Raw genomic sequence first — 25,487 nt, forward strand, 5'->3', positions numbered from 1 at the left:
CAGGACCGCCTGGAGGAGTTCGGCGTAGGGGCGGCGCGGGGCCTGTTCGTGGAGCAGGTCCCGCGCGCTACGCCCCGGGTACCGAGAAGCGGAAGAGCTTGCCGGACCAGGCCGCGTACAGGTCGTCGCCGAGGGCCTGCGCCGACCAGGAGCCGGAGCCGCCGGTGGCCCGGTAGTGCCAGACCTGCTCGCCGGTGTCGGCGTGGAAGGCGTACAGGCCCTTCGTGCCCGCGGCGAGGAAGAGTCCGCGCAGGGCGCCCAGGAGCTCGAGGTCGCCCAGGCCGGTCCCCGCCGTCCAGCGCTTCGCGCCGGTCCCGGCGTCGAGCCCGTGCAGGATCTTCTTGTCCAGGTAGCAGACGGTCCCGCCGGCGCGTGCGTAGCCGCGGTTGCCGCGGGCGGTGGTCCGCACCGTCCACAGGGTCTTGCCCGACGCCGGGTCGAAGGCGACGAGGAGGCCGCGGGTCGAGCCGTTGAAGCCGGTGCTCGGGTAGCAGAACAGGGTGCCGTCGAGCAGGCTCAGGGACCTATCGAAGCCGAGGATCTCACTGTTCGTCGGGGGGAGCCGGGTGGGCCTGCTCCAGAGCGTCCGGCCGCTTTCGGGGTCGAGGGCGAGCAGCTTCATGCGGGCGTCGATGCCGTAGAGCACCTTGCCCGCCTTGCCCGCCTTGCCCGCCTTGCTCACCGTGCTCTTGTCCGGCGGATAGAGGGTGACGAGGTCCTTCGTCCAGACGCGCTCGCCGGTCTTCCGGTCGAGCGCGGAGTAGCCCTTGAGCATCGCGGCCGGATCGGTTTTCGACGCGCTGCCCCAGGTGAGCAGCGCGCCCGCCGGGGTGGCGCCGATGACCACGCTGACATCCTCCTTCTTCCGGGAGGTCCACCGCACCTCACCGCTCGACGCCTCCAGGGCCCGGAAGCGCCCGCCGCTCGTGACCATGACCAACTCGCCGTCCGAGAAGTTCAGGGAGGGCGCGCCGTCCCCCGTCGGCGCGTCCCACTCCCTCTTGCCGGACCGGCCGTCGAACGCGTACACCTTGCCGTCGGTGCGCACCGTGTAGACGCGCCCGTCGTCGGCTAGCGCGTCGGTGTTCTGGCCGGCGAGGTCCTTCCAGAGGAGCTTGCCGGTGCTCCGGTCGAAGCAGGCACCGGCGGACTTCTCGGTGCACAGGAGCGTGGACCGGGTCACCTCGCGCAGGGACATGCCGGGCTGCGGCAACTCCTTGGTCCAGGCGAGTTCGGGTGCCGAGGCCGTGCTGCCGCCGTCCTCGCCGCGTGTGCGGAGGACCCAGGCGGTGCCGCCCGCGGCCGCCGTCGCGGCGAGTACGGCGCCGCTGACCAGCAGTCTGCGGCGGCTCAGCACCGGGGTGCGCAGCGCGCCGGCGAGCGTGCGCTGGTCCTCGGTCACCCGGAGCTCGACCGCGCCGAGCCAGCCCGCGACGGTCTCCGGGCGCAGCCAGGTCTGGAGCTGCTCGACGGCGGGGCGGCGGGCGGGGTCCTTGTCGAGGCAGGCGGTGACGATGCCGAGCAGGCCGTGCGGGACGCCGGTCAGCTGCGGCTCTTCGTAGGCGGCCCGGTAGAGCAGGGCGTGGACCGCGCCGGTGCCGAAGGGCGGCATCCCGGTGGCGGCGAAGGCAAGCACGGCGCCGAAGGCGAACACGTCGCTCGCGGGCGTGAGTTCGCCCCCTCGCGACTGTTCGGGCGACATGAAGCCGGGCGACCCCGCGACCTGCCCCTCGGCGGTGAGCCAGGTCCCGTCGACGGCCCGGCTGATGCCGAAGTCGATGACCCGTGGGCCGTCGAGGGTGAGCAGAATGTTGGACGGTTTGAGGTCGCGGTGGATCAGCCCGGCGCGGTGGATCGCCGCCAGCGCCTCCGCGAGGCCGCCGCCGAGCACGCGCAGGGTGGGCTCGGGCATGGGGCCGTGGGCGGCCAGGGCCTCGGTGAGGGAGGGGCCTGGGATGTACGCGGTGGCCAGCCACGGCTGCGGCCCCTCGGGGTCGGCGTCGACGACCGGTGCCGTGAAGGCGCCGGACACCGCGCGGGCGGCGTCGACCTCGGCCCGGAAGCGGCGGCGGAAGTCGGGGTCGGCGGCCAGTTCGGGACGCACGACCTTGACGGCCACCGCACGCCCGCTGCGCGACGCGGCGAGGTGGACGCGCCCCATGCCGCCCGCACCGAGCTCCCGGATCACCCGGTAGGGGCCGATGTACGAGGTGGGGGAGGGAGAAGGAGAGGGGGTGGCGGGCGGCGCGGCTTGCGGGGGCGGTGCGGCCGGTGTCGGGCCGGACGGCACCGGCCCGGACGGCGGAGGGGCCGAAGACGGCAGGGGCGGGGTGGGCGGTGTCGTCACGGCGTATCGCTCCGGAAGGCGTGGAGGGTGGTCTCGGATGCGGCGAAGAGGGTCCTGCCGGAGATCGCCAGCAGCCAGCCGGTCGTGCCGCCGGTGCGGCTCCCGGAGGCGGTGGCGGAGGGCTGGTGCGCCCAGAGCGGCTTTCCGTCGGAGGTGCGCAGGACGATGAAGCCCGGCACGTCGCCCGTGGCCCAGGTGGCGATGGCCAGTACGGAAGGGGAAACGGTGGGCCCCTCGTCCTGGGCGCCGCCGGTGGTCGTCAGGTGCACCGGGCTCGCCCTGTGCCACACCTGCTGACCGCCGCCCGTGTCCAGGGCGAAGACGGTGCCCGCGCCGTCGTAGAGGTAGGCCCGCTCGCCGTGGATCCTGGCCGGGCTGAGGGTGGTCGTCTCATTGACGGCGGTCCACCGCTTCTTGCCGTCGGTCACGCGGAAGGCCTGCACCTTGGTGCTGGCGACCAGCAGGGTCTCGCCGTCGGTGGACAGGTGCGGATAGGCGCCGGGCTCGATGACGCCACGGACCTGCCACCGCTGGGCGCCCGAGCGCAGGGCGAGGCCGTGGAGCGTTCCGTTGTCCTGGAGGAAGCAGTGGCTGCCCTCGGCGTACGCCTGGAAGTCGCTGCCGTCGACCTTGCGCGACCACAGGATCTCGCCCGAGCCGAGATCGACCGCGAGCACCCCGTACCCCTTGTCCCCGCTGGTGCCGACGACCGCGACCGAACCGGCGACGGACAGGACGCTCTCGACGAAGTCGGCGAACCCGCCGTCGGTGCCGGGCTCGGTGAGCGCGTGCGTGAACTTCTGCTTTCCTGCGGCGTCGACGCCCAGCAGATGGCCGTGAGTACCGTTCCAGGCCGAGGCGAACAGCGTCGGCCCGTGCACCCCCAGCCACTTGGGGCCGCCCGAGACGCCGGAGGGCAGTCGCGGCGACCCCGTCCAGCGTTCCTTCCCGGAGGCGGTGTCGTAGGCGGTGGCGCGTCTCTGCTCCCAGTGCACCAACACGTCGCCGAGCAATTGGAGTCGGGCACTCGACAGCTTCTTCAGCGGGACCGACCACCGAGGCTCCGGGCCGGCCGGGACCTTGACCGCGGGCCGACCGGTGGTGCCCGCACCGCCACCGCCGCGGGCCGGGGCTTCGCGGGGTTCCGACCGCCACCCGGCCAGCGCCGCGGCCCCGCCGCCCGCCGCGATGGTGGTGCCGGCCGCGGCGATCCACAGGAACCTGCGGCGGCTCGGCCCTCCGGCGGTGGCGGCTGACGGGTCGTCGGGTGCGGCGAGGGACGCCACGGGCACGGGCGGCGCGGACATCAGGACGGCGGCGTGCGCCTGCCGTCGCGCGAGGTCCTCCCGCAGGCCCGGCGTGAGCAGCGCGGCGGGTTCGGTGTCGCCCAGCGCGGCCAGTATCGAGGCGGCGGGCGGTCTGCGGGTGGGGTCCTTGTCCAGGCAGGCGTTGAGCAGCCGACCCAACTCCGGTGGGGTGCCGTCCAGTCGGGGTGGATGGTGGACGGCCCGGTAGAGGATCTCGGCCGTCCCGCCGGTGCCGAAGGGTCCCCGCCCGGTGGCCGCGAAGACCAGGACGCAGCCCAGGGAGAAGACGTCGGCCGGCGGCCCCGCCTCGCGGCTCGACACGATCTGCTCGGGCGCCATGAACCCGGGCGTCCCCAGCACGGCACCGGTCCGGGTCACCTGGGTGGCGTCCACCGCGCTGCTGATGCCGAAGTCGATGACGCGGGGCCCGTCCTCGGTGACGAGTACGTTGCCGGGCTTGAGGTCGCGGTGGACGATGCCCGCGTCGTGGATGGCGGGCAGCGCCTCCGCGAGACCGGCGGCCAGGGCCCGCAGCCCCGCCTCGGGCAGTACGCCGAAGTCGCGTACGGCGTCATGCAGCGAGGGTGCGGGGACGTAGGCCGTGGCCAGCCAGGGCTGCGGGGCGTCCGCGTCCGCGTCGAGCACGGGCGGCGTGAAGAAGCCGCTCACGCGGCGGGCGGACTCGGCCTCGCGCCGGAAGCGCCCGCGGAAGTTCGGCGCCTCGGCGTGCTCGGGCCGGATCACCTTCAGGGCGACCAGCCGCGACCCCGGCGACCTGGCAAGGAACACTCGGCCCATGCCGCCCTCGCCGAGGAGCTGGAACACCTCGTAGGGGCCGATGCGGGCGGGGATCTGTTGCCGAGGGGCCGGACCCGGCGGCTCCGGGGCGGCGGTGAACGGCCGGGTCGGGGTGGCCGGTGGCTGCGGCACGGTGGTGTGCGGGGCCTGTGCGGCCGTGGGGTCGCCGCCTCCGTAGGGGTGGGTGGGCACGTCGTCGCGCGGCGGTCAGCTCAGCGAGCCGAGCACGTCACGGGCGGCGGTGACGACGGCGTCGTCGGCCTGCTTCCGGGTGGTGTCGGAGTTCTCCCGGCTGTAGGTGAATTGCACGCTGAGCGAGGCGTTGCCGTCCATGACGACCACCTCTGCCTGGGTCAGGGTGCCCTCCCGTGCGTCGACGGTGTCGACGACGAGGGCCTCCTGGCCGAGCCCGCTCACCGGCCGGGAACCCTCCACCTTGCGCATGCCCTTGAGGTCGCTGAGAGCACTCCGCTTCTTGAGGTCGTACTGGCCCTTGACGCTGGCGCCGACCGTGAGGCTCACCGACAGACTCTGGTAGGGGCCGCCGTAGTCGGCGGGCTCCCATCTCGGCATCCTGGTCATCATCGTCGCCAGGTCACCCTCGCCCTTGTCCATCGCACTGGGTGTGCACGTGCCTCCGGGCGCGATCTTCTCGATGGTCGATGCCTTGATCAGCTCGCAGCCGTCGGGCACCTTGGAGTACGCCTTGCCCCCCGACGGCTCCTCGTCCGCGGGCCCCTTGGGCTTGGCGACGCCGCCCGGCACGCCGGGCGGCTTGCCCGACGCGGTGTCCTTGTCGTCGTCCCCCGTCGTGACGACGACTACGCCGACGATCACCGCCACGGCGAGCGCAGCGGCACCCCCGATCAGCCAGGCTCGCGAACGGCCGCCGCCGGGACCCGAGTTGCCGGGGCCGCCGGCCGGTATCGGCTGCGACCAGGCCGAGGGCGCGCCCGGCGCCGGCGGGGCGGGCGGCGGGGCCTGGCCGGGCATCGGGGGCGGCGCCTGTCCGGGGCCCTGGTGCGCCTCGCCGAATCCCTGCCGGGGATCCACCTGCGGGTTCTCACTCACGGTGCAGCTCGCTTTCCTACGGTTCACACCCTGGGTACCGGCACGAACCCGTCCAGGGGCGGGCCGGAACGGAGATCGACCGGGACCGGACACGACGTGCCGAACCCTCTCGCGAGACACTGCAATGCCGATGAAATTCTGCTGAAGCAGAAGACTCGGCGGGCACGGGGAAAACGGGTAGCTGCACAAAGCGGCAGGAAACACGGGGGAGTTTGCGGTGGGTAGGAGCAGGGTGAGTACGGGCACGGCGGGTGTGGGTGCGGGTGCGGCACGTACGAGAACGGGTGCGGCTGGTACGGGCACGAGCACAGGCACGGCAGGTACGACCGGCGCGGAGGCCCTGGCGGACCGGCTGCGCCTTGCCCTGCTCGGCCCGGTCGTCGCCCGCCGCGGCGACGTGCCGCTCGACCTCGGGCCCGTACGGCGGCAGGCGGTCCTCGCCGCGCTGGTCCTGCGGGCGGATACGCTCGTCACCCACCAGCAACTCCTCGAAGACGTATGGGGACTTGAGCTGCCGGGCACGGGCCGCCGGGTACTGCCCAGTTACGTCTACCCCCTGCGCAAGACGCTGGACGCGCCCGGCACCGACCCCGCCGCATCCGTCATCCGGGGCGAGCGCGGCGGCTACCGCTTCGTGCCCGGCGAAGCCGTTACGGACCTGCTCGAGTTGGCCGACGAGGGCGCCTCGGCGCGCGACGCGAAGGCCGCGGGCGACCTGGCCGCCGCCCTCGACAGCTGCACGCGAGCCCTCGCCTTGTTCCGCGGGGAGCCGCTCGCCGGGCTGCCCGGCCCGCTCGCCGACGCCGAGCGGCAGCGTCTCGCCCGGCAGCGGCGCACCCTCCACCAGGAGCGGGTGGCGTGCCTGGTGCTCCTCGGCCGGTACACGGAGGCCCTGGACGTGTTGCTGGCCGCGCCCATGGCCCAGCCGCACGACGAACCGCTCGCCGCCCTGCGGATGCGCGCGCTGTACGGCAGCGGCCGACAGGCCGAGGCGCTCGCCGCCTACCAGGAGATCCGGTTCCGGCTCCGGGGCGAGCTGGGCGTGGAGCCCGGCGAGGAACTGCGCCGGGTGCACCAGGGCGTGCTGCGCCGGGACGATCCGATGCTGCTCGGTACGCCCCCGTCGCCCCGCACCGCGGACACCGCTGTCGCCACGGGCACCGTCGCCGCCCCGGAGACCCCGTCTCCCGCACCGGCCAAGCTCCCCACGCGCCCCCGCCGCAACGAACTCCCCGGCGACACCGCCTGGCTCGTCGGCCGGGAGCGGGAACTCGCCCTGCTCACCGAGCCGGTGCCCGTCGGCTCCGTATCCGTGGCCACCGTGGACGGCACGGCAGGCGTCGGCAAGACCGCACTGCTGGTCCGAGCCGCCTGGACGGTGCACGACCAGTACCCGGACGGCTGCCTGTTCGTGGACCTGCACACGCACGGCGCCCCCCACGAGGGCCTGCGCCCGCAGCGCGCACTGCACCAGCTGCTCCGCGCCGTGGGTGCGGCCGACGACGAACTCCCGGACGAGCTGCCCGAGTTGGTCACGGCGTGGCGGGCGGCCACCAGCTCCCTGCGGCTGCTCCTTGTCGTCGACGACGCCCGCAGCGCGGAGCAGGTGCGTCCCTTGCTGCCCGCAGGCCCGGGCAGCCGGGTCCTCGTGGCCGGCCGTCAGCGGCTGCCCGGCCTCGACGCCGACCGGCGGGTCACCGTGGAGCCGCTGGCCACGGGCGAGGCGGTCACCCTGCTCACCCGCCTCCTGGGCGAGGCGCGTGCCGGGCAGGAGCCGGAGGCCGCGCAGGAGCTCGCCCGCCGGTGCGGCGGCCTCCCGCTGGCCCTGCGGATCGCCGGGGCCCGGATGCAGAACCGCCCCTCCTGGACAGTGGCCCACCTGGTCGGCCGGATGTCGGGCGACGAGCGCCGACTGGGCGAGCTCCGTGCGGAGGACCGCAGCGTGGAGGCGGCCTTCCGGATGTCCTACGACCTGCTCGCCCCCGAACTGCGGCGCTGTTTCCGGGCGTTGGGCCAGGCGCCGACCGCCGAGTTCGACGGGATCACCCCCGCCGTCATGCTGGGCCACTCGCTCCAGTACACCGAGGACCTCTTGGAGCGTCTGGTCGACGCGAGCCTGTTGCAGCAGCCCCGGCCGAGCCGCTACCGGCTGCACGATCTCGTACGCGACCACACGCGCCGCCTCGCCGCCGCCGCGCCCGATGAGGCCGCCGCGGACCGCGCCGCCGTGCTGCACCTCTACACCGCCGCCGGGCGCATGGCCAGCGACTGGGGCCCCGAGGGCTACCCGACGGGCCCCGACGTCTCCGACTCCCCCTTCGCGGACTGGCGGCAGGCCGACGCGTGGCTGGAGGCCGCGGGCGGCCAGCTGCTCGACGTGGTCGCCTTCGCGGCGGCCACCGGACAGCGCGACCATGCCTGCTGGATCGCCGAGTCCCTGGTCGACCCGCTGGTCCGCCAGGGCCGCTTCCACGAGTGCCGCTCCGCGCTCGAACTCGCTCTGCCCGGCGCCGACTTGGCCGACGACCAGCGGATGCCCTCCTCCCTGCGCAACTGCCTGGCCGTCGCGGACATCTATCAGGGACGCTTCCAGCAGGCCCACGCCTGGTGCGCCGACGCGCTGCGCCTCGCCCGCCACCGGGGCGACCTGCGCGAGCAGGCGCGGGCGATCGCCGTCATGGGCGCGGCGAAGCGTGCGCTCGGCCGCCTCCCGGAGGCCGCGGCCCACCTGGGCGAGGCCATGGGGCTCGCGGCCCGGCTCGACGACGACTGGCTCGCCGGGATGTCGAGCTGCCAGCTCGGTGCCCTGCACGACCAGCAGGGCCGGCCCGAGAAGGCGCTCACGCTCTACGCCACCTCCCTCGCGTTCGCCGAGAAGATCGGCCGCCCCAGAATGATCAGCAAGACCCTGTGCTTCACCGCCGAGACCCACCTGGCGCTCGGCCGGCACACCGAGGTCAAGGACCTGGCGCGGCGCGCGGCGGAGCTGGCCCGGGAGGTCGGCGACGTGCAACTGCGCGCGACCAGCCTGTCCCTGCTCGGCGCCGCCGAACACGGTTGCGGAGACCTGCCGCTGGCCATCACGCTCCAGCGCGAGGCCCTCGCCACGCTCACCGAACACACCAGCAGGCCCCTGGAGATGGAGGTCCGCCGCCGCCTCGGACGCACCTACGCGGCGGCGGGCCACCCGGCCGAGGCCGAGCGGCAGTTCCACATTGCCAGGTCCCTGGCGGGCCCGGCGTAGCGGCACGGATCCCCACCCGGCACGGCCCCCCGGCTCCGATGAGCCCCACGCCGATGGGGCGGCGGAGCTGGTGGGGGAGCGAGGCGTGAAGGCCCTCACGGTCACCGACACCGAGTTGCGGATCTTCGCCCGCCACGTACCCGTGCGGTGGCATCAAGTTGCCCTGGACGCCGGCTGCGGCAGCGGGAACTCAAGCCGTCAGCTCCACCGCTTCGGATACGACGTCATCAGCCTGGACTCCGTCCACTCGGCTCTCGTGGCAGCGCGGCGCACGCCGCTGCCCGGAGGTGACCTATCTGCACCACGACCTCGACCAGGGCGGTGACCCGCCCGGTCTGCAGCGGCGCGGCATCGACCTAGTCGTGTGCCGTCTCGTTCTCCCTCTCCTCCGCGACCCGGTGGGGTGGGTACGACGAGTCCGCGACCGCTGGCTTCGCCCCGGCGGCCGGATGTAGTTGGTGATCCCCGTCGGAGGGCTGGTCGCACAACGCTGCGGCACCCCGTGCGGCCCACTGCTGGCAGTCGCATGACCGCACGGCACACCAACTCGCCACCCGTGCCGCGGAGTGCACGCCCCGCCATGCCCGTCGGCCCATGAACCCACCTCAACAGCACCGCACCGTAAGGGAGATGCCTCATGGCGACCTCGCCCCTGAATCGCTCGTCTCTCAGCACATCGAGCTGACGGAGAAGCTGCACGAGGTGCTCCGGGAGCACCGGCCGCGTCACTCCACGTGCGGGGGGTTTCCCAGGGGGGGGCACGGGCCACCTCTACGCCGGCTAGAGGCAGCTCCATGGAAGCCCTCGCACATCAAGAAATGGCCCAAGCATTCATCGTCTGTCCCAATGGCCTCGACTTCCACCGTGAACGAGAGCATCAACGTGCACACCGACGGATGGTTCAGCGTGATCGTGCAGATGCACGGAGCCAAACGCTGAAAACTCTGTCCGGATCGGCGCATCCCTCGCCAGCCAGGCGAGCCGCCCCAGACCTCTTGCGGAGTGTGACTGGTGACGGCCCCGGTGGCGTGCGCCAGTATGCGATCGTGCAGGCTGGACACATGGCCAGTCGCGCTGAGAAGTACCTCGACCATCTTGATCGACTTTCCGGAGGAAGAGAGCCCCGCTTCTTCCCTGTCGAGTCGACCAAGCAAGGGCTGCGGGGCGTGACGGAGATCGTTTACGACAACCTGCCGGACGGGCTTCTCACGGCACTCACCTACGGCTTGTCGTTGGCAGAACATCCCGATTGGCAGCACGGCTCGCCGGAACTCTGCCTCAGCGTGAACTCGACCGACGTGATCTGGGCCCACGCCGTGGGCTTCCTCGCCGAGCAACTCCGTGGAACCTGCCCGTTCAGTTACGGCAGCACGATCAACTTCGGTGAGCGCATCGTGCCCGAGTCAGAGATGACGGCATTCTGCGTGTTCGCGCCGCTGGTCCTCGACAGAGACGACTATCTGGGCATCGACGTCGGCATTCCGGGACACGAGGACCACGACGTGATCAACATCCAAGGGATGTACCCCATACACGAGGTCGAGCGGCAATTCATCAACGAGTACGGGCTTGAAGCCTTCTGGAAGAGCGACTGGGAGCCCACCAACGTGCTCCGGCGTCCCACGATCTGATCGAGGGGGGGCAATTGCCGGACAGCGTCGAGCCAGTCCGGCAGGTGCTCGCCCTGGCGTGGATGTTGACCGTCCCGGTGAGGGTCGGTGTTCCGGAGCGATCTGGGGCAGCCGTGACGTAGGAACCCTGTCCGACCACGGGAGTTTGGCGGGTCAGGACTCCTCCAGGCGTACGGTCGCGATCTCGTTCCAGCCGCGGGCGTCGGTCCGCTCTCTCAGTTTGAGGTCGGCGCTGGCTTTGACGAGCAGACATTGGGGTGACACGAGACGGCTGGCCAGGACGGTCAGGATGTCCAGGATGCTGTTCGAGACGAAGTGGACGTCGGTGAGGTCCAGGACGATCTCACCAGTGCGTGCGGCCTCTTCGGTCAGAACCAGAGCCAGGGGGCCGCGGTGGGAGCCGAAGACCTCGCCCCGCAGGCGCACACCGGGAGTGTCGTGCAGGGGCAGCATGAGCAGGAGTTCATCGGCCGGCGACAGGGGGGAAGCCGTGGCGAGCCAGGACGCGGTGCTGTGTGGCGGGCGCAGACTCCCGCTGGTAGCAGCCGCTGGCGAAAGGGCCCCAACCTGGGCCCGAGGGAACGCCGGTAGGTCGGATGCCGCGCTAACCGCACCCCATCGACCACGGGCTGACACCCGCGTGCCGCCGTACATGCTCTGTCGAAAGGGCCATCCGGGATCGATGCCGTCCCTGTTCGACCTGCCGAATCGTGCGGCCCGGCACGGGAATTGCCGCGACGGCGTGTCCTGGCGGCAGTAGGACCCAACCGGCCAGGTATGTGCCCGGGGCAAGGTGTTGAGGCTGTCCGGCCCCTGTCCCGGGGACCCGCTGCGGAGTAGACAGGCGAAGTGCGGCGAGGCGACCTGGACCCTGGCGGCACCGCTTGCGACTGTGGCTCCCTCACGGTCGCCCGCAGGCCGCCCCGGAGGGCGAAAGCCGTGCTTCGACCCCCTCGTGTTACCGCTCCAATCCTCTTGGCGCTCGGCGCCATGAACGCATGGACTGCCCGACGTGCGCCCGTCCGATCGCCCGTGTGATGTTTTGGCGTCCCCATCTACAGGGCGGGTGCGGTTGTTGCTGAAGCGGTTGACGAAATCGATGCAGCACCGTGTGGCACACCCCGTGGCCACCGGCGCCGCCGTGCTGCTGGTCGGGTTCTCCTGGGCGATGGAGTCCTTCCTGGGCAAGGTCACCATCAACCGCGGCTACAGCACCTTCGACTTCCCGCTCGTACTCAACCTGGGGAGCGTGGCGGTGTGTCTGATGGCCTGCGCCAAACTGACGGCAACGGGGCCAGGCTGGAAGCTGACGGGCCGTCAGGAAAGTCGGCATTAGGTCAGCATGAGTCCTGCCAGAGCCGACCGCACCCGCCCGCAGGCTGGAATCGTGCCCCAGGGAGTAGGGCGCGTCCGGCGGGCAAGCGGGGTGGTCTCCGTGGAGGGGGAGATGAGTGCTTCGGTACTTCCTTTCGCCCGCCACCCCGTGCCGCCGCCCCGCCATAACCCCAGCTCAGCGCACGCGCCCCCGCGGCTTCAACGGCGTGGAAGGGAGGGAAGGCGCCGCCAGCGGGCCCCCGTCGTACCCCTTCACCTCGCCGAACCGCGTGCCCGTCATCCAGTCCTCCCGCGCCTGCTCGATCTCCGCCTGCGTACGGCCGACGAAGTTCCACCACATGATCAGTTCCTCGTCGAACGGTTCTCCACCGAGCAGCATGATCCCGGCGTCGGATGCCGCGCGCAGGGGGAGTTCGGTGCGGCCGCAGCCGAGGTAGAGCATGGAGCCGGGGAGGACGGGGACGCCGTCTACGTGTACTTCGCCGGACATGGCGAGTACGCCGTACTCGAAGTCGGGGTCCAGCGGGAGGCGTGTGTCGGAGTCGGCGGTGAGGGTGATGTCGGCGCCGACGAGCGGTGTGTAGGTGGTGCCGGGGGACTCCGTGCCGTCCAATGTGCCGAGGAGCACGGTCGCGTCGAGGCCCGCGGCGGTGACCTTCGGGAGTTCGGCGTGGTGCTCGAACTTCGGGTCGGTGTGCCGGTGGGGGTCCGGCAGGGCCACCCACAGTTGCGCGCCGTGCAGCAGGCGGGCGTGCGACGCGGGGCTCTCCTCCGAGTGCGAGATCGCCCGGCCCGACGTCATCAGGCCCAGTTCGCGGGGGCGGATGGTTTGCAGGGAGCCCGTGGAGTCGCGGTGCAGCACCTCTCCCTCGTGCAGCCAGCTGACGGTCTGCAGGCCCATGTGCGGATGCGGCGGCACCTGCATGCCGGGCTCGTCGGCGATGTCGTCGGGGCCGTAGTGGTCGACGAAGGCCCACGCGCCGATCATGCGGCGGCCCAGGTTCGGGAGGAGTCGGCGTACTTCGGTGGATTCGCCGAGCCGGACCCGGCGGGGGCTGAGGAGTTCGCGCACGGGCTCGGCGACGACGAACCCGCGTCCGCCGCACAGCGAGGGGACTGCCTGACGGTCAAGGTTGCTCATGCCGCTCAACCTAGCCTGCGATCAGCCCGGCGCGGCAGACGCATACCGGCGTCCGGGTGCCGACTCCTCAAGTCGGTGACGACGTCGATCAGCGGCGCGCCGACCGCTCGTTGTTGAGCGCGTCGACCGCGCCGAGCGCATCGCCGATCGTCGCGAAGTCGACGGCGACGAAGTTCACCGGGCGCCCGCGTTCCGCCTCGCAGCGGTGGGCCCGGTCGAGGATGAACCGGCGGGCGTTGACCACGGCGGCATCGAGGCGGCTGCCGCCCGCGTCGGTGATGAAGTGGTTGAGCAGGAAGAGCCGCTTGTCGGCGCCGCCGCGGTGCGGCACGCACGACATCTCCGCGGGCTTCTTGAACGCGAACGGCGTCTCCATGCCGTACCGGTAGAAGTTGCGGTACCAGGGCGCAGGGCCGTCCGCCTGCTCCGCGAAGACCACCAGACGCCGGTCGGAGCGCACCAGTTGGCCGAGGGTCGGCCACGGCTCGGCGGGGTCGGGGTCCGGGGTGAAGAGCAGGCGGTCGAGGCCCGCCTCGTGGAAGGCGTCCCGGGTCCGCTCCCCGGTGACCGCGTCCTGGACGATCAGGGTGACGACGTCGCCGGGATGCTCGTCGAGCCAGTCGCCGATCTGCCGCAACGTGTCCACCAGGCCGATCGCGCCCGCCCTGCACACGGCGTGGCACAGCCACAGGCCGGGGCGCGGCGGGTTGGCCCTGGCGACCAGATCCGTGATCTGCTCCTTCATCCCCGGGGAGATGTCGGACTCCTGGAGGCGTTCGGTGATCTCGTCGGGCGTCTCCCAGGTATAGGTGTCGATCAGCAGGGCCCGGGCCCCGGCGTTGAGCTGGGCGACGATGTCGGGGTCGTGGAGCGGCCCGATGAACCGGTCCTGCGTGGTCGACATCGAGTTGTGGGTGGCCAGATAGGCGACCTCGTCGTACCGCTTCTCGCACAGCGCCGCCGAGCCCAGGCACAGGTCCTTCGCCTCCTTGCCCGCCACGGCGGGGGCGAGCACGGAACCGGCGAGCGCCACGACCACCGCGAGCCCGCCCGCGGCGGCCGCCACCCCGGTGCGCCGCCGGGCCGACTAGCCTTCCGTGCGCCGTGCCGCGAAACGGTCGTACAGCAGCGTGCCGCCCACCAGGAGCAGACCCGCGAGGAACGGCACGGCGGCGGTGACGAGCCCGACCGTGCCGAGGCTGTCGGCCGCCGCGTGCTGGAGGTCGTCGACGAGACGGTTCAGGGAGGGCGGCCAGCCCGGTGCGGGCTCGGCCATGAGGTCGTCCGCCGCGCTCCGCGCGAGAAGGCAGACGGCAGCGGTCAGCGCGCCGCCCACCGCGAGCGCGTAGCCGACCGTACGCAGCCGTGCCGTCCTGGTGCCGGGTCCTGTGAACGCCAGCAGGGCGGTCGCGGCGAGACCGAGCAGCAGCGCGACGGGCTGCACCACGCCGAGCACGAGGCGGGTGAAGGACCTGGCGGTCCTGACCGTGCCCAGGTCGACGCCCGCCGCCTCCAGATCGGGCACGATCTTCCAGTGCCCGCCGTCGGTGATCGCGGCCAGATCGGCGCTGCTCCGCCCGGACTGTTCGCCGAGCAGATGGGGACCGACCGCGGCCAGCGCGCTCGCCACGTCGCCGGTGGCGAGCGCCGCCTCCACCTGTGGGCGCAGCGAATGGCGCGCCGACTCGGGCAGGGCGCCGACCAGGGTGTCGGCCGCGGACTTCGCCGAGCTCTCGTCGAGGTGCAGCTCGGGCAGCGCGTCGGGGCGGCGGCCCGCCGCGATGTCCTCCAGGGCCCCGGAGAGGCCCTGCACGAACGCGGGGAAGTCGGGCGCGGGCTTGCCCTGGACCGAGGCGACCAGATCGCCGAGGTAGATCTCGGCGAAGCTGCCGATGTTGGTCAGGACCGGCGTGACGTCGACGGTGAGCGCGAGCACCGCGTCCTCGCCGCGCAGGTAGGCGAGGACATGGCCGATCTGCTCGTCGACCAGCGTGCGCAGGGTCGCGGGCGGCAGTACGTTCTTCAGGTTCGAGGTCACCTGCGCGGGCGGCACCGGGATCCTGCCGAGCAGGTCGCGCAGGGCCCGCGCGGACGCGGGGTCGACGAGGACCTCGTCGTACAGCCGCTCGTAGGCGCCCTGTTCGTCGAGGACGTCCTGGTAGAACGCCCGGCTCAGCAGCGTGCTGCGGGCGGCGCCCGCGAGGGCGAGGACCAGCACGCTCAGCACCGCGACGACGCAGGCGACGGCCCGCGTCCAGCGCGGCAGACGACCGCCGCCGGTCCGTTCGCCGCCGGTCCGTTGGGGGGAACCCTCGCGCGCATCGGCCACACCGCGATCATCTGCCATCCGGCCTCGCCGGGTGGGACCCGGGGGGCCATTGGGGTCACTGATGCGTACGGATCTCCCCGTGGCCCCGCGTGCGAAAGCCCACACGCGGCGCGGTTGTACGGGTGTCGGGTCCTGTGACTAGGGTGCCGGGGATGTCTCACGCCAATGGAGTTCCCGCAAACAAGGTAAGACGCGCGATCGAGGCTGTGGGTTGCCTGTGGGGGGTGCCGTGACCGATACGGCACCCACGCGGGGCCGCCACCGGGCCCCGCTGCCCCCGGCCCGCCCCGCGCCGCCGCCCGCGAGCCGCCCCTCGGCAGCCGCGTCGCACGCGGTCCGCACTCCGCGAGCCGCCTCGCACGGGGCGCGCGCCCCCAACGCCGGGAAGCCACGGGACTCGTTCTTCGACAACGCGAAGTACCTGGCGATCGTCCTGGTGGCGATGGGCCACGCCTGGGAGCCGCTGCGCGGGGACAGCCGCACGGCGGCCGCGCTCTACATGACCGTGTACGCGTTCCACATGCCCGCGTTCATCGTCATCTCCGGCTACTTCTCGCGGAGTTTCGACGCGAGCCCCGGCCGCCTCAAGCGCCTGGTGACGGGCATCGCCGTCCCGTACGTCCTCTTCGAAGTCGCGTACACCCTCTTCAAACGGACCGCGGGCGACGACCCCACCTATCCGATCAGCCTCCTCGATCCCTGGTACCTGACCTGGTTCCTGATCGCGCTGTTCGTCTGGCGCCTGACGACACCCCTGTGGAAGATCGTCCGCTGGCCCCTGCCGCTCGCCCTCGCCATCGCCGCGCTCGCCTCGGCCTCCCCGGACATCGGCGACGACCTCGATCTGCAACGCGTGCTGCAGTTCCTGCCGTTCTTCGTGCTCGGCCTGGTCCTGAAGCCGGAGCACTTCCGGATGGTGCGGCGCAAGGAGGCCAGGATCGTGGCCCTGCCCGTCTGCGCCGCCGCGCTCGCCTTCGCGTACTGGGCCGCGCCGCACATGAGCGCCGCCTGGTTCTACCGCAGGGACAGCGCTCAGGAACTGGGCGCTCCCGGGTGGAGCGGCGCGGTCATGACGCTCGCGATGTTCGGCTGTTCCGTCGTTCTCGTGGCCTGTTTCTTCGCCTGGGTGCCGGGCCGGAAGCTGTGGTTCACCGCGCTCGGCGCGGGCACCCTCTACGGCTACCTGCTGCACGGCTTCCTCGCTAAGGGCTCGCGCTTCGGCGACTGGTACGAGGCGGACTGGCTCCACACGCCGCTCGGCCAGATCACGGTGACCCTGCTCGCGGGAGCGGTGATCACGGCCTTGTGCACACCGCCGGTACAGCGGATGTTCCGTTTCGCGATGGAGCCGGAGATGGAGTGGGCCTTCAAGCAGCCAGCGGGCGAACCGGTGGCGGGCGAACCGGTGGCGGGCAGACCCACTGCCGGGTCGGCGCGCTAGCGCTCCACCCGCTCCTCGCGCTCCGCCGCCGCGGGCCGGGCCGTGTCGCTCGACGCCACGACCCGGCCCGCGCGCGGTCCCGAGAGCGCCGCGACGGCCACCGCGGCGAGCGCGAGCGCGACGCCCGCGACGGTGGCCGCCGTGACCCGGGTGTCGCCGTGCGGCAGCAGCAGATCGAGGGCGAGCGAACCCACCAGCTGGCCGGTGATCGTGCACAGGCCGAGCACCAGGACGCCGAGCTTCTGCACCGCGGCGACCGCGATGGTGATGAACGAGATGCCGACCGCACCGCCGAGGTAGACGTACGGCTCGGTGGGCAGCCGGTCGGGGAGGCCCTTCGCCGCCGCGTGCACCAGGAAGATCACGCTCAGCGCGCCGGTACCGGCGACGAAGTTGAAGAACGTGCCCGCGTACGCGGATCCCGCGGCGTTCTTCACATGTCCGTTGACCGCCTGCTGCCAGCTCACGCAGACGCCCGCCACCAGCGGGAGCAGCAGCATCGCGTACGGGAAGCCGCCGCCCAGCTTGTCCGCCATCGACAGGCCGACGGCCACGAGGACCAGCAGCGCGCCGACGACCCGGCGCCGCGACGGCCGCTGGGGTCCCGCGGGCCCGAGCCCCATGCGGTCGAAGAGCAGCCCGCCGCTGACCTGGCCCGCGACGATCGCGACGGTGAACAGCGCGACGCCGAGCGCCCCGACGGTCAGCCCTTGCGCGAGCAGGAAGGCCGCGCCCCCGAAGCCGCCGAGCACCTGCCACCACTTGAGCCGTCCGCCGCGTACGTCCGCGAGCACCAGACCGACGCCACGGCGCGGCCCGCGCAGCGCAAGGAGCCCGATGGACAGGAGCACGAACCCCGAGCCGAACGAGATCACGGCGGCCGCGAACCCGTCCCCGCCGAGCCCCGCGGCCAGCTCGCCGGTGATGCGGGCCTGGAGGGATATCAAGGTGCCGGAGAAGACGGCGAGGAGCAGCCAGGGGGCTGCGGCGGCAGGCATGTGCGGAGGACCTCGGTGCGTGTCGGTGGCGGGTGGGTGCCGATGGCGGATTGTGCGCCGGTGTGCGGTCGGCGATCGGCGGGTGGCGCCGGGCCCCCACCTCCACCTTTCTAACCGATCGGGGCCGCGCCGTCCTCCACCGTTCCGCGATGCGGATGTCGCATTCTCACTCTTGGGGAAAGTCTGGAGAACATGGAGAATTCGTGACCGTCATGGCACGTCACTCATGTCACTCCCGTGAGGAGAAGCCTTGCGCCCGATCACATTGGGTCTGTCCCTCGGTGCCGCCGCGCTGCTGCTGGCCGCCGGAGCGGTGGCCCCCGCCGCGGCAGCGCCGGACGCCCCCGCCAACAACGGAAAGGCGATGACCTGGACGCTGCTCGCCGACGGCCCCGCCGGCACGGTCCGGGTGGGCGGTGGCCCCTTGAGCGACGCGTACACCGGGGACACGGCCACCACGGCGGTACTTCCCGTGCTGTGCCTGAAGGTCGACAACAGTCCGGTGCCCGCGGGCATCACCCCTGATTTCTACGCCGGTTGGGCACGTGGCACCGTCGCGGCCAGCAACCCGATCCGGGGCAACCGCCTGACCAGCCGCGCCGTCGCCGACGGCGTCTGCGCCAACACCTTCGGCGCGGGCTGGCGGATGGCCGAGTTCCACGACGGGCGCTACGGCCCGAACCTGGAGAGCTCGGGCGGCTGGAGCTACTGGGCGAAGGGCGACGTGCCGCTCGGCACCCGCTTCTGGACGGCGATCAACGACCAGCCCGCCAACCCCTGGAACTGATCGACCCCCTCCGGGAAAGCTCCGGCCCGCCGCCCCCAGTAGCGGGCCGGAGCACCGGAAACGGTCGAACGCCCGGAGTCCGATGGGCAGCTGTCCTACGCTCGGTCCATGGAACTGGCTGGCATCGGCCTTCGGCTCGCTTCGAGCGCCGTGGCGCCGCTGGTGCGGAAGCTGTTTCGGCAGGACGATCCCGGCGCGGGTCTCGTCGACAAACCTGTCCGCCTGTCCGCGCTCGTCTCGTTCAAGGGCGAACACCGCACCTTGACGGAACAGGACCTGCGCAAGCTGGCCCGGGAGCTGGTGCGCGCGGCGGTCCGGTCGGCCGGTCCGCACGACGCCCTGCCGGTGGAGCAACATGAGGCCGTCGCGCAGGAGTTGGCGCGCAGCCTGCACGGGCTCGGCGACCTGGACATGGACGACGCGCAAGCGGTTCGCCTCGGGCACGTGCGTCTCGCCGATGCGCTGCCGCCCTGCGACGAGGGTCTTTCGGTGGACGCCCAGTTGCTCCATGAGCGCCTTGTGCGGCTCGCGTGCCTGCACATCGTGGAGTTCTTCACCAAGCGCTCCACCTTTGTCGCCCGCACCCTGCTCGAACAGACGCGGCAGATCGACCGGATCGTGACCGCGCTCGACCTCCTGGTGGAGCGCGTGCCCGCGCAGTCCGCCGAGGACGCGGGCTTCGAGGAGCGGTATCGGCGGTACCTCGTCCGCCGCCACGGGCAACTCACCATTCACGGCATCGACGACGCAGGGGAGTGGCCGCTCGCCGACGCCTACCTGAGCCTGGAGATCGCTGAGGGTGAGGAGCGTCGTACGCGGAACGGGGAGCGGCCGCTGCCGTCCCCGCCGCAGCGGGCCGAGCGGGCGCTGGCCGAGCGTAAGCGGGTCCTGCTGCGCGGCGGCACGGGAGCGGGCAAGACGACGCTGGTGCAGTGGCTGGCCGTCGCCGCGGAGCAGGGCATCAGCGAGGAGTCGCCCTATCTGATCGGGCTGGTGCCCTTCGTGCTGAGGGTGCGTCATCTGCTGGGCAGGGAAGGGAGGTTGCCCGGGCCCGAGCGATTCCTGGAGCTCGCGGACTGCCCGTACGCGCCGCCCTCGGGCTGGGCCGAGCGCGTCCTCGAAGCGGGCAGGGGGCTGCTCCTGATCGACGACGTGGATGAGGTGCCGCAGGAGAACCGGGAGCAAGTGCGGCGCTGGATACGCCAGTTGCTGGCCGCCTTCCCCGGCAACCGCTGGCTGGTCACCACGCGCCCATCGGCCGTCCCCCTGGACTGGCTCGCGGCCCAGGACTTCGCCGAGTTCCGGCTCGCACCGATGCGTTCCGACGACATCGAGCACTTCATCCGGCGCTGGCATCAGGCGGCCGCCCCACGGTACAGCCGTGCGAGCGAGAGCGAGGCGCTCCTTTCGGCGGTTCGCAGGCAGCGGGACCTGGGCACACTCGCCACGAACCCCCTCCTGTGCGCTCTGCTGTGTGCCCTGCACCATCAACGGCACGGTTTCCTTCCGGCCGGTCGTACGACGCTGTACCTCGCGGCGCTGGAGATGATGCTGGTACGCCGGGACCGGGAGCGCGGAATCCAACGAAACTCCTCGCCCCGCAGGTTGGACGCCGACGTGCAGTTCACCCTGCTCGGCAGGATCGCCTACTGGATGATCCGCAACGACTGCCGGGAGATCGAGCGGGCCGACGCCGTCAAGCTGATCGGACAGTCGCTCGCGGGCGTTCCTGTGGGCGGGCCCGTGGGGGCGACCACGGAGCAGGACGCGGCGCGGGTCTACCGCCAACTCCTCGAAGGGAGCGGGTTGTTGCGCGAGCAGAGGGACGGCATGGTCGACTTCGCGCACCCGACCTTCCAGGACTACCTCGGTGCGCGTGCAGCTCTGGAGGTCCGCGACCTTCCCCTGTTGGTGTCCAACGCACACAAGGAGCGGTGGAACGACGTCGTCGCGATGGCCGTCGCCCAGGGCCGGAGCGGAGATCGGGAGCGCCTTCTGCTCGACCTGGTGTCCCGAGGGGACGAGAGCGCCGAACACCGGGTGCGGCTGCACCTGTTGGCGCTGTCCTGTCTGGCAGAAGCCCATCGGGTGGAGCCGCGGGTCCTCTACTTGATCGAGCAGCGTGCCGCCGCGCTGCTCCCGCCGCGGACGTGGGAAGAGGCCGCCACGCTCGCAGCCGTCGGGCAGACGGTGCTCTCGGTGCTCCCCGCGCCCGGAGGGCTGACGGAGGAGCAGGCACTGGCCTGTGTGGAGACCGCTGTCCGGATCGGTGGCACTGCCGGGTGCGACTGGCTGTTGTGGGCGCTCGGGGTGGGCTTCGACGATCGGGTGACAGAGGCCGTGCAGCGAGCTTTGGGCGATGCCTGGGGGCACTTCGACGCCGACGCGTACGCGCTGGCGGTCCTCCCGCAGCTCCCGCCCGACATCCCCGTCACCGTCACGTCATCCGAGCAGATCCCCCACCTGGCTCGTCGGCACCACCTGAGGGTCGGCCACGAAGTGCCTCTGGAGGACGTGGTGGCACAGGTCGACAGGGAACGGCTGCGGAGCCTGGACGTCGCGGTCCTCGAGGACCCGGCGGTGCTGCGGAGGCTGCATGCCCTGGAGCGTCTGAGCATCGGGCGTCCGTCCAAGGCGGTGCTGCGGTCCCTGGGGGTGCTCACGTCCCTGAACGAGTGCGACCTGACACTTGCGGACCCCGAGCGGGAACTGCCGGTGATTCCCTCCGGGACCCCGATCACCGCGCTCACGCTGGCCCCGGGTGCCCATGGGCTCGCCGAACTCGCCCGTTTCCCCCGGCTGGAGACCATGGTGCTCCAAGGGATCGACACGGCCCTGACCCCCGATGACTGGCAGCACCTCCGGACGGCTCCCCAACTGCGACACCTCGTACTGCCTGCGGCCGCCGTGCCCCACCTGCGTACTCATGCCGTGACCTGCCCGGACATCACCGCCGTGACACTGACCGGCCACACGGACTCGGCTGTCATCGGACTCGTCGCCGCCGCGTTCCCCGGCCTGCGCACGCTCCGGATGCCGGGGCCCTGCGGCCCCGAGGACGCGGACCTGCCCGGGGTCGCGGTGAGCGTCGCGCCCCGTCCCCGGTACTGACCGGTGGAGGAGGCCGGGGCGCCCGCAGCTGCCCCGGCCTCCTGCTTGTGGGGGATCCGGTCAGGAAGTGGGAAGTTCCGCGCGCACCGTGCGGGCCGCGGTGACCAGGTTCTCCAGGGAGGCGCGGGTCTCGGGCCAGCCGCGGGTCTTCAGGCCGCAGTCCGGGTTGACCCACAGGCGCTCGGGCGGGATGGCCTCGAGGCCCTTGCGGAGCAGGGCGGCGGCCTCCGCGGCGTCGGGGACGCGGGGCGAGTGGATGTCGTAGACGCCGGGCCCTGCCTCGCGCGGGTAGCCGTGCCCGGCCAGTTCGCGGGCGACCTGCATGTGGGAGCGGGCGGCCTCCAGGCTGATGACGTCCGCGTCGAGGTCGTCGATGGCCTGCACGATGTCACCGAACTCGGCGTAGCACATGTGCGTGTGGATCTGGGTGTCGGGCCGGACGCCGCTGGTGGTGAGCCGGAACGACTCCGTGGCCCAGTACAGGTAGGCGGCGCGGTCGGCGGCGCGCAGCGGCAGGGTCTCGCGCAGCGCGGGCTCGTCGACCTGGATGACCGAAGTGCCCGCCGCCTCCAGGTCATTGACCTCGTCGCGCAGGGCCAGGGCGACCTGGCGCGCGGTGTCGCCGAGCGGCTGGTCGTCTCGGACGAAGGACCAGGCGAGCATGGTGACGGGCCCGGTGAGCATGCCCTTGACGGGACGGTCGGTGAGGGAGTTGGCGTAGGACGTCCAGCGCACCGTCATCGGCTCGGGCCGGGAGATGTCGCCCGCGAGGACCGGCGGGCGCACATAGCGGGTGCCGTACGACTGGACCCAGCCGTGCTGCGTGGCGAGGTAGCCGGTGAGCTGTTCGGCGAAGTACTGCACCATGTCGTTGCGTTCGGGCTCGCCGTGCACCAGGACGTCGATCCCGGTCTTCTCCTGGAAGGAGATGACCTCGCGGATCTCGTTCCTGATGCGTTCCTCGTAGCCCGGCGTGTCGAGGCGTCCGGCGCGCAGGTCGGCGCGGGCGGTGCGCAACGCGGTGGTCTGAGGGAACGAGCCGATCGTGGTGGTGGGCAGCAGCGGCAGTCCGAGGTGCGCACGCTGGGCCGCGACCCGTTCGGCGTACGGCTGGGAGCGGCGTCCGTCGGCGTCGGTGACGGCGGCGGCACGGGCCCGCACGGCCGGGTCGTGGGTGATCGCCGATCCGGCGCGCGAGGCCAGGTCGGCCCGGTTGGCGGCGAGGTCGGCGGCGATGGTGTCGGTGCCCTGGGACAGGCCCTTGGCCAGGGCGACGATCTCGGTGGTCTTCTGCCGGGCGAAGGCGAGCCACCGCAGGATCTGCGGGTCGATGTCGCGCTCGGCGGCGGCGTCGATCGGGACGTGCAGGAGCGAGCAGGAGGCGGCCACGTCGACCCGGTCGGCGAGGCCGAGCAGGGTGCCGAGGGTGGCCAGGGACTTCTCCAGGTCGTTGATCCAGATGTTGCGGCCGTTGACCACACCGGCCACCAGGCGCTTGCCGGGCAGCCCGCCCGCGGCGGCGAGGTCGTCCAGGTTGGCGGCCGCGGCGTCGGTGAAGTCCAGTGCCAGACCGTCGACGGGGGCCTTGGCCAGGACGGGCAGGGCGTCGCCGAGCCGGTCGAAGTAGGAGGCGACCAGGAGCTTGGGCCGGTCGGCGAGGGCGCCGAGCTCGCGATAGGCGCGGGTGGCGGCGTTGAGCTCGGCCGGGGTGCGGTCCTGCACCAGGGCGGGCTCGTCGAGCTGCACCCATGGGGCGCCGGCCGCGCGCAGATCGGCGAGCACCTCCGCGTACACGGGAAGCAGCCGGTCCAGGAGCGTCAGCGGCTCGAAGTCGGCGGCGACCCCCGGGGCGGGCTTGGCCAGCAGCAGGTAGGTGACGGGGCCGACGAGGACCGGGCGGGCCGAGAGGCCGAGCGCGAGCGCCTCCTTGAACTCGGCGACCTGCTTGGCCGAGTCGGTGGCGAACACGGTGTCCGGCCCCAACTCCGGCACCAGATAGTGGTAATTGGTGTCGAACCACTTGGTCATCTCGAGCGGCGCCACGTCCTGGGTGCCGCGAGCCATCGCGAAGTACCCGTCCAGGGCGTCGGCTTCGAAGGACGCGCGGTGCCTGGCGGGGACGGCGCCGACCATCACGCTGGTGTCCAGGACGTGGTCGTAGTACGAGAAGTCGCCGGTCGGCACCTCGTGGACGCCGGACTCCGCCAACTGCCGCCAGGTGGTGCGGCGCAGCTCCGCCGCGGTCTCCCGGAGGGCGTCCGCGGTGACGCGGCCCTTCCAGTAGCCCTCGACGGCCTTCTTCAGTTCACGGTTCGCACCCTGACGGGGGTAGCCGTACACGGTGGCCCGTGCCGCCGCGGCTGCGGACTTCGCTGTCACGGAAATCTCCTTCGCGAGATGACTCCTGAACATCCCGGCAACGGGACGCGGACGCGAAGGGATGACGGACCGTCCGGAGCCGACACGCGCCGATGGCGCGGTCTCGAACGGTATGCACGCCGACCCGCCCACGAGGTCACCGGGATTCCGCACGCGATCGGTCACGTGCGGGCAACGGGCAGGTCTTCGGACTCGCGGGCACATCCGCCGAGGCGGATTCCTACTGGCCGTCGCTTCCCGGATCCGGCGGATCCAGTGCGTATGACGGCGGTCGTTCCCACTCACCGCTGCGGGGCAGTCCCGGATTCCCACCGGGTTCCCTCTTGCGACGCGCCTGTCTGGCGGACAGGGCGAACCAGCTGCACGGGCCACCTTAGAGGGTGCGGGCCGTCTTGGGCAGCACCGGTCACCTCCCGGATGGCCCCAAGCCAGAGCTTGGGTCTCGGTGAGGAAACCCGAGGATTGACTTGGCTGTTGGGGAAGCGGGACGATCGTTTCGGGCCCAGGGCGGCAACCCGGCCGGGCCCCGCCACCGATCCGGACGGTGTCGGGGCCCGGCCGGGTGTCGACCCCCTCGCTGTCGTGTTCGGCTGGAAACGGCCTCCCGTCGGCCGGAAGGAGTCGCTGTCCGTGACCATGGCCGCAGAACCCGGGCCCGAGCCCCAACCCGAGCCCGAGTCCCAATCCGAGCCCGAGCCCCACCCGGACCGCGCCGCCCGGCAGTTCCTGTACGACCTCGGCGCCGGAGCCATCCACCACCCCGGCGGCACCCTCCTGGCCCATCTCGACCGCGTACGGCAGCGGCTCGCCGACTGGGACGCGCGCCCCGCGCTGCGCCGTGCCGGGCTCTGTCACGTGCTGTACGGCACCGACGGCTTCGCCCCCGTTTTGCTGCCGCTCGACCGGCGTGAGCGCGCCCGCGCCGTCATCGGCCCCGAGGCCGAGTCCCTCGTGTACCTCTACGCGAGCTGCGACCGGAAGACCGGCTATCCGGCGCTCACCGGGCGGGGCGGAGACGGGCTCTTCCGCGACCGGTTCACCGGTCGCGCCTTCGCGCCGACGCGCCGTCGGCAGGCGGATTTCGCCGAGCTCACGGTGGCCAACGAGCTCGACATCGCGAGCGTCGACAGCGAGTTCCGCGCCCACCACGGCCCCGGCCTCCTGGAGCTGTTCACCGGGCTGCGCCCCCTGCTGACGCCCGCGGCGTGGGAAGCCTGCGCGATCCTGCCGGGGTGGACTTACTAGGACGTCCAACTATATGGTCCTCGGCAAGGCCCGCGGTGTCAGGGAAGCCGGTGTGAATCCGGCGCGGTCCCGCCACTGTGACCGGGGAGTGCGTTCTCGCAACACAACGCGCCACCGAAGGACGTCGCGTCCGTCGGGAAGGCGGGGGAGCGCGCGCTGATCCGGGAGTCAGGATACCGGCCGCGGGGTGTTCCGTGTTGTCCACGAGGATGGAGCAGACACGCATGGCACCGGTCCGTACCCACGACCCAGGTGATCCGGCGGAGCGACCGACGGTGTACGCCGACTTCTAGCGCACCGACGACGTGGGCCCTGACCCCGGC

At 72.2% G+C, this 25,487-nt stretch carries 16 protein-coding genes and 2 riboswitches; of the genes, 7 read left to right on the forward strand and 9 right to left on the reverse strand.

Annotated elements, in window-relative coordinates:
- Positions 1 to 67: 67 nt before the first annotated feature.
- From KY5_RS38455 to KY5_RS38465, 3 genes are read right to left on the reverse strand one after another with little or no spacing between them, the layout of a single operon-like run.
- Positions 68 to 2,347, reverse strand: a complete 2,280-nt coding sequence (locus KY5_RS38455; protein WP_159072703.1) for a PQQ-binding-like beta-propeller repeat protein — start codon at positions 2,345 to 2,347, stop codon at positions 68 to 70.
- Positions 2,344 to 4,644 carry a protein kinase domain-containing protein gene (locus tag KY5_RS38460; RefSeq protein WP_098246540.1) on the reverse strand — a complete coding sequence of 767 codons (2,301 nt, stop codon included), beginning with the start codon at positions 4,642 to 4,644 and terminating at the stop codon, positions 2,344 to 2,346. Before KY5_RS38460 ends, KY5_RS38455 begins: the two co-directional genes overlap by 4 nt.
- A 15-nt stretch (positions 4,645 to 4,659) precedes the next feature.
- A complete protein-coding gene (locus KY5_RS38465) occupies positions 4,660 to 5,523 on the reverse strand; it encodes a hypothetical protein (protein ID WP_234363077.1) in 864 nt (287 codons plus the stop codon).
- Between the two features lie 232 nt (positions 5,524 to 5,755).
- Here KY5_RS38465 and KY5_RS38470 point away from each other — a divergent pair, with 232 nt between their 5' ends.
- Together KY5_RS38470 and KY5_RS38475 are read left to right on the forward strand one after the other, a co-directional pair.
- Complete coding sequence (locus KY5_RS38470; RefSeq protein WP_234363078.1) at positions 5,756 to 8,767, forward strand: AfsR/SARP family transcriptional regulator; 3,012 nt, start codon at positions 5,756 to 5,758, stop codon at positions 8,765 to 8,767.
- Positions 8,768 to 9,828: 1,061 nt separating this feature from the next.
- The gene (locus KY5_RS38475) at positions 9,829 to 10,398 is read left to right on the forward strand and encodes a hypothetical protein (RefSeq protein ID WP_098247762.1); all 570 of its coding nucleotides are present in this window, start codon (positions 9,829 to 9,831) and stop codon (positions 10,396 to 10,398) included.
- Positions 10,399 to 10,551: 153 nt separating this feature from the next.
- Here the strand turns inward: KY5_RS38475 and KY5_RS38480 are convergent, their stop codons facing one another.
- Positions 10,552 to 10,851 carry a hypothetical protein gene (locus KY5_RS38480; RefSeq protein ID WP_098246541.1) on the reverse strand — a complete coding sequence of 100 codons (300 nt, stop codon included), beginning with the start codon at positions 10,849 to 10,851 and terminating at the stop codon, positions 10,552 to 10,554.
- A 658-nt stretch (positions 10,852 to 11,509) separates the two neighbouring features.
- Between KY5_RS38480 and KY5_RS38485 the strand changes: the two genes are divergently transcribed.
- Positions 11,510 to 11,734 carry a hypothetical protein gene (locus KY5_RS38485; protein ID WP_159072704.1) on the forward strand — a complete coding sequence of 75 codons (225 nt, stop codon included), beginning with the start codon at positions 11,510 to 11,512 and terminating at the stop codon, positions 11,732 to 11,734.
- Between the two features lie 174 nt (positions 11,735 to 11,908).
- Here KY5_RS38485 and KY5_RS38490 read toward each other — a convergent pair whose 3' ends face one another.
- The 3 genes from KY5_RS38490 to KY5_RS42860 form a co-directional block, all read right to left on the reverse strand.
- Positions 11,909 to 12,874, reverse strand: a complete 966-nt coding sequence (locus KY5_RS38490) for a pirin family protein (RefSeq protein ID WP_098246543.1) — start codon at positions 12,872 to 12,874, stop codon at positions 11,909 to 11,911.
- A gap of 88 nt (positions 12,875 to 12,962) precedes the next feature.
- Positions 12,963 to 13,940, reverse strand: a complete 978-nt coding sequence (locus tag KY5_RS42855; RefSeq protein WP_234363079.1) for a hypothetical protein — start codon at positions 13,938 to 13,940, stop codon at positions 12,963 to 12,965.
- A gap of 21 nt (positions 13,941 to 13,961) precedes the next feature.
- Positions 13,962 to 15,203: a hypothetical protein gene (locus KY5_RS42860; RefSeq protein WP_234363080.1), complete on the reverse strand. Its 1,242-nt coding sequence runs from the start codon at positions 15,201 to 15,203 to the stop codon at positions 13,962 to 13,964.
- A gap of 229 nt (positions 15,204 to 15,432) precedes the next feature.
- Between KY5_RS42860 and KY5_RS38500 the strand changes: the two genes are divergently transcribed.
- Complete coding sequence (locus KY5_RS38500; protein WP_098247763.1) at positions 15,433 to 16,644, forward strand: acyltransferase family protein; 1,212 nt, start codon at positions 15,433 to 15,435, stop codon at positions 16,642 to 16,644.
- Here the strand turns inward: KY5_RS38500 and KY5_RS38505 are convergent.
- Complete coding sequence (locus tag KY5_RS38505) at positions 16,641 to 17,642, reverse strand: DMT family transporter (protein ID WP_098246544.1); 1,002 nt, start codon at positions 17,640 to 17,642, stop codon at positions 16,641 to 16,643. The genes KY5_RS38500 and KY5_RS38505 overlap by 4 nt on opposite strands.
- Positions 17,643 to 17,892: 250 nt before the next feature.
- Between KY5_RS38505 and KY5_RS38510 the strand changes: the two genes are divergently transcribed.
- Positions 17,893 to 18,429 carry a flagellar hook-length control protein gene (locus tag KY5_RS38510; protein WP_159072705.1) on the forward strand — a complete coding sequence of 179 codons (537 nt, stop codon included), beginning with the start codon at positions 17,893 to 17,895 and terminating at the stop codon, positions 18,427 to 18,429.
- Positions 18,430 to 18,537: 108 nt separating this feature from the next.
- Positions 18,538 to 21,540 carry an NACHT domain-containing protein gene (locus KY5_RS38515; protein WP_098246546.1) on the forward strand — a complete coding sequence of 1,001 codons (3,003 nt, stop codon included), beginning with the start codon at positions 18,538 to 18,540 and terminating at the stop codon, positions 21,538 to 21,540.
- Between the two features lie 60 nt (positions 21,541 to 21,600).
- On the opposite strand, the gene metE is transcribed toward KY5_RS38515, so the two are convergent.
- Complete coding sequence (metE, locus tag KY5_RS38520; RefSeq protein WP_098246547.1) at positions 21,601 to 23,919, reverse strand: 5-methyltetrahydropteroyltriglutamate--homocysteine S-methyltransferase; 2,319 nt, start codon at positions 23,917 to 23,919, stop codon at positions 21,601 to 21,603.
- A gap of 159 nt (positions 23,920 to 24,078) precedes the next feature.
- A riboswitch (cobalamin riboswitch) is annotated at positions 24,079 to 24,294 on the reverse strand.
- Between the two features lie 261 nt (positions 24,295 to 24,555).
- Here metE and KY5_RS38525 point away from each other — a divergent pair.
- Positions 24,556 to 25,164, forward strand: a complete 609-nt coding sequence (locus KY5_RS38525) for a DUF6817 domain-containing protein (protein WP_418952891.1) — start codon at positions 24,556 to 24,558, stop codon at positions 25,162 to 25,164.
- Positions 25,162 to 25,364, forward strand: a riboswitch (cobalamin riboswitch). Its footprint overlaps the gene before it by 3 nt.
- The last annotated feature ends 123 nt before the right edge of the window (positions 25,365 to 25,487 follow it).

Source organism: Streptomyces formicae, assembly GCF_002556545.1.
In the GTDB taxonomy this organism is placed as follows: domain Bacteria; phylum Actinomycetota; class Actinomycetes; order Streptomycetales; family Streptomycetaceae; genus Streptomyces; species Streptomyces formicae_A.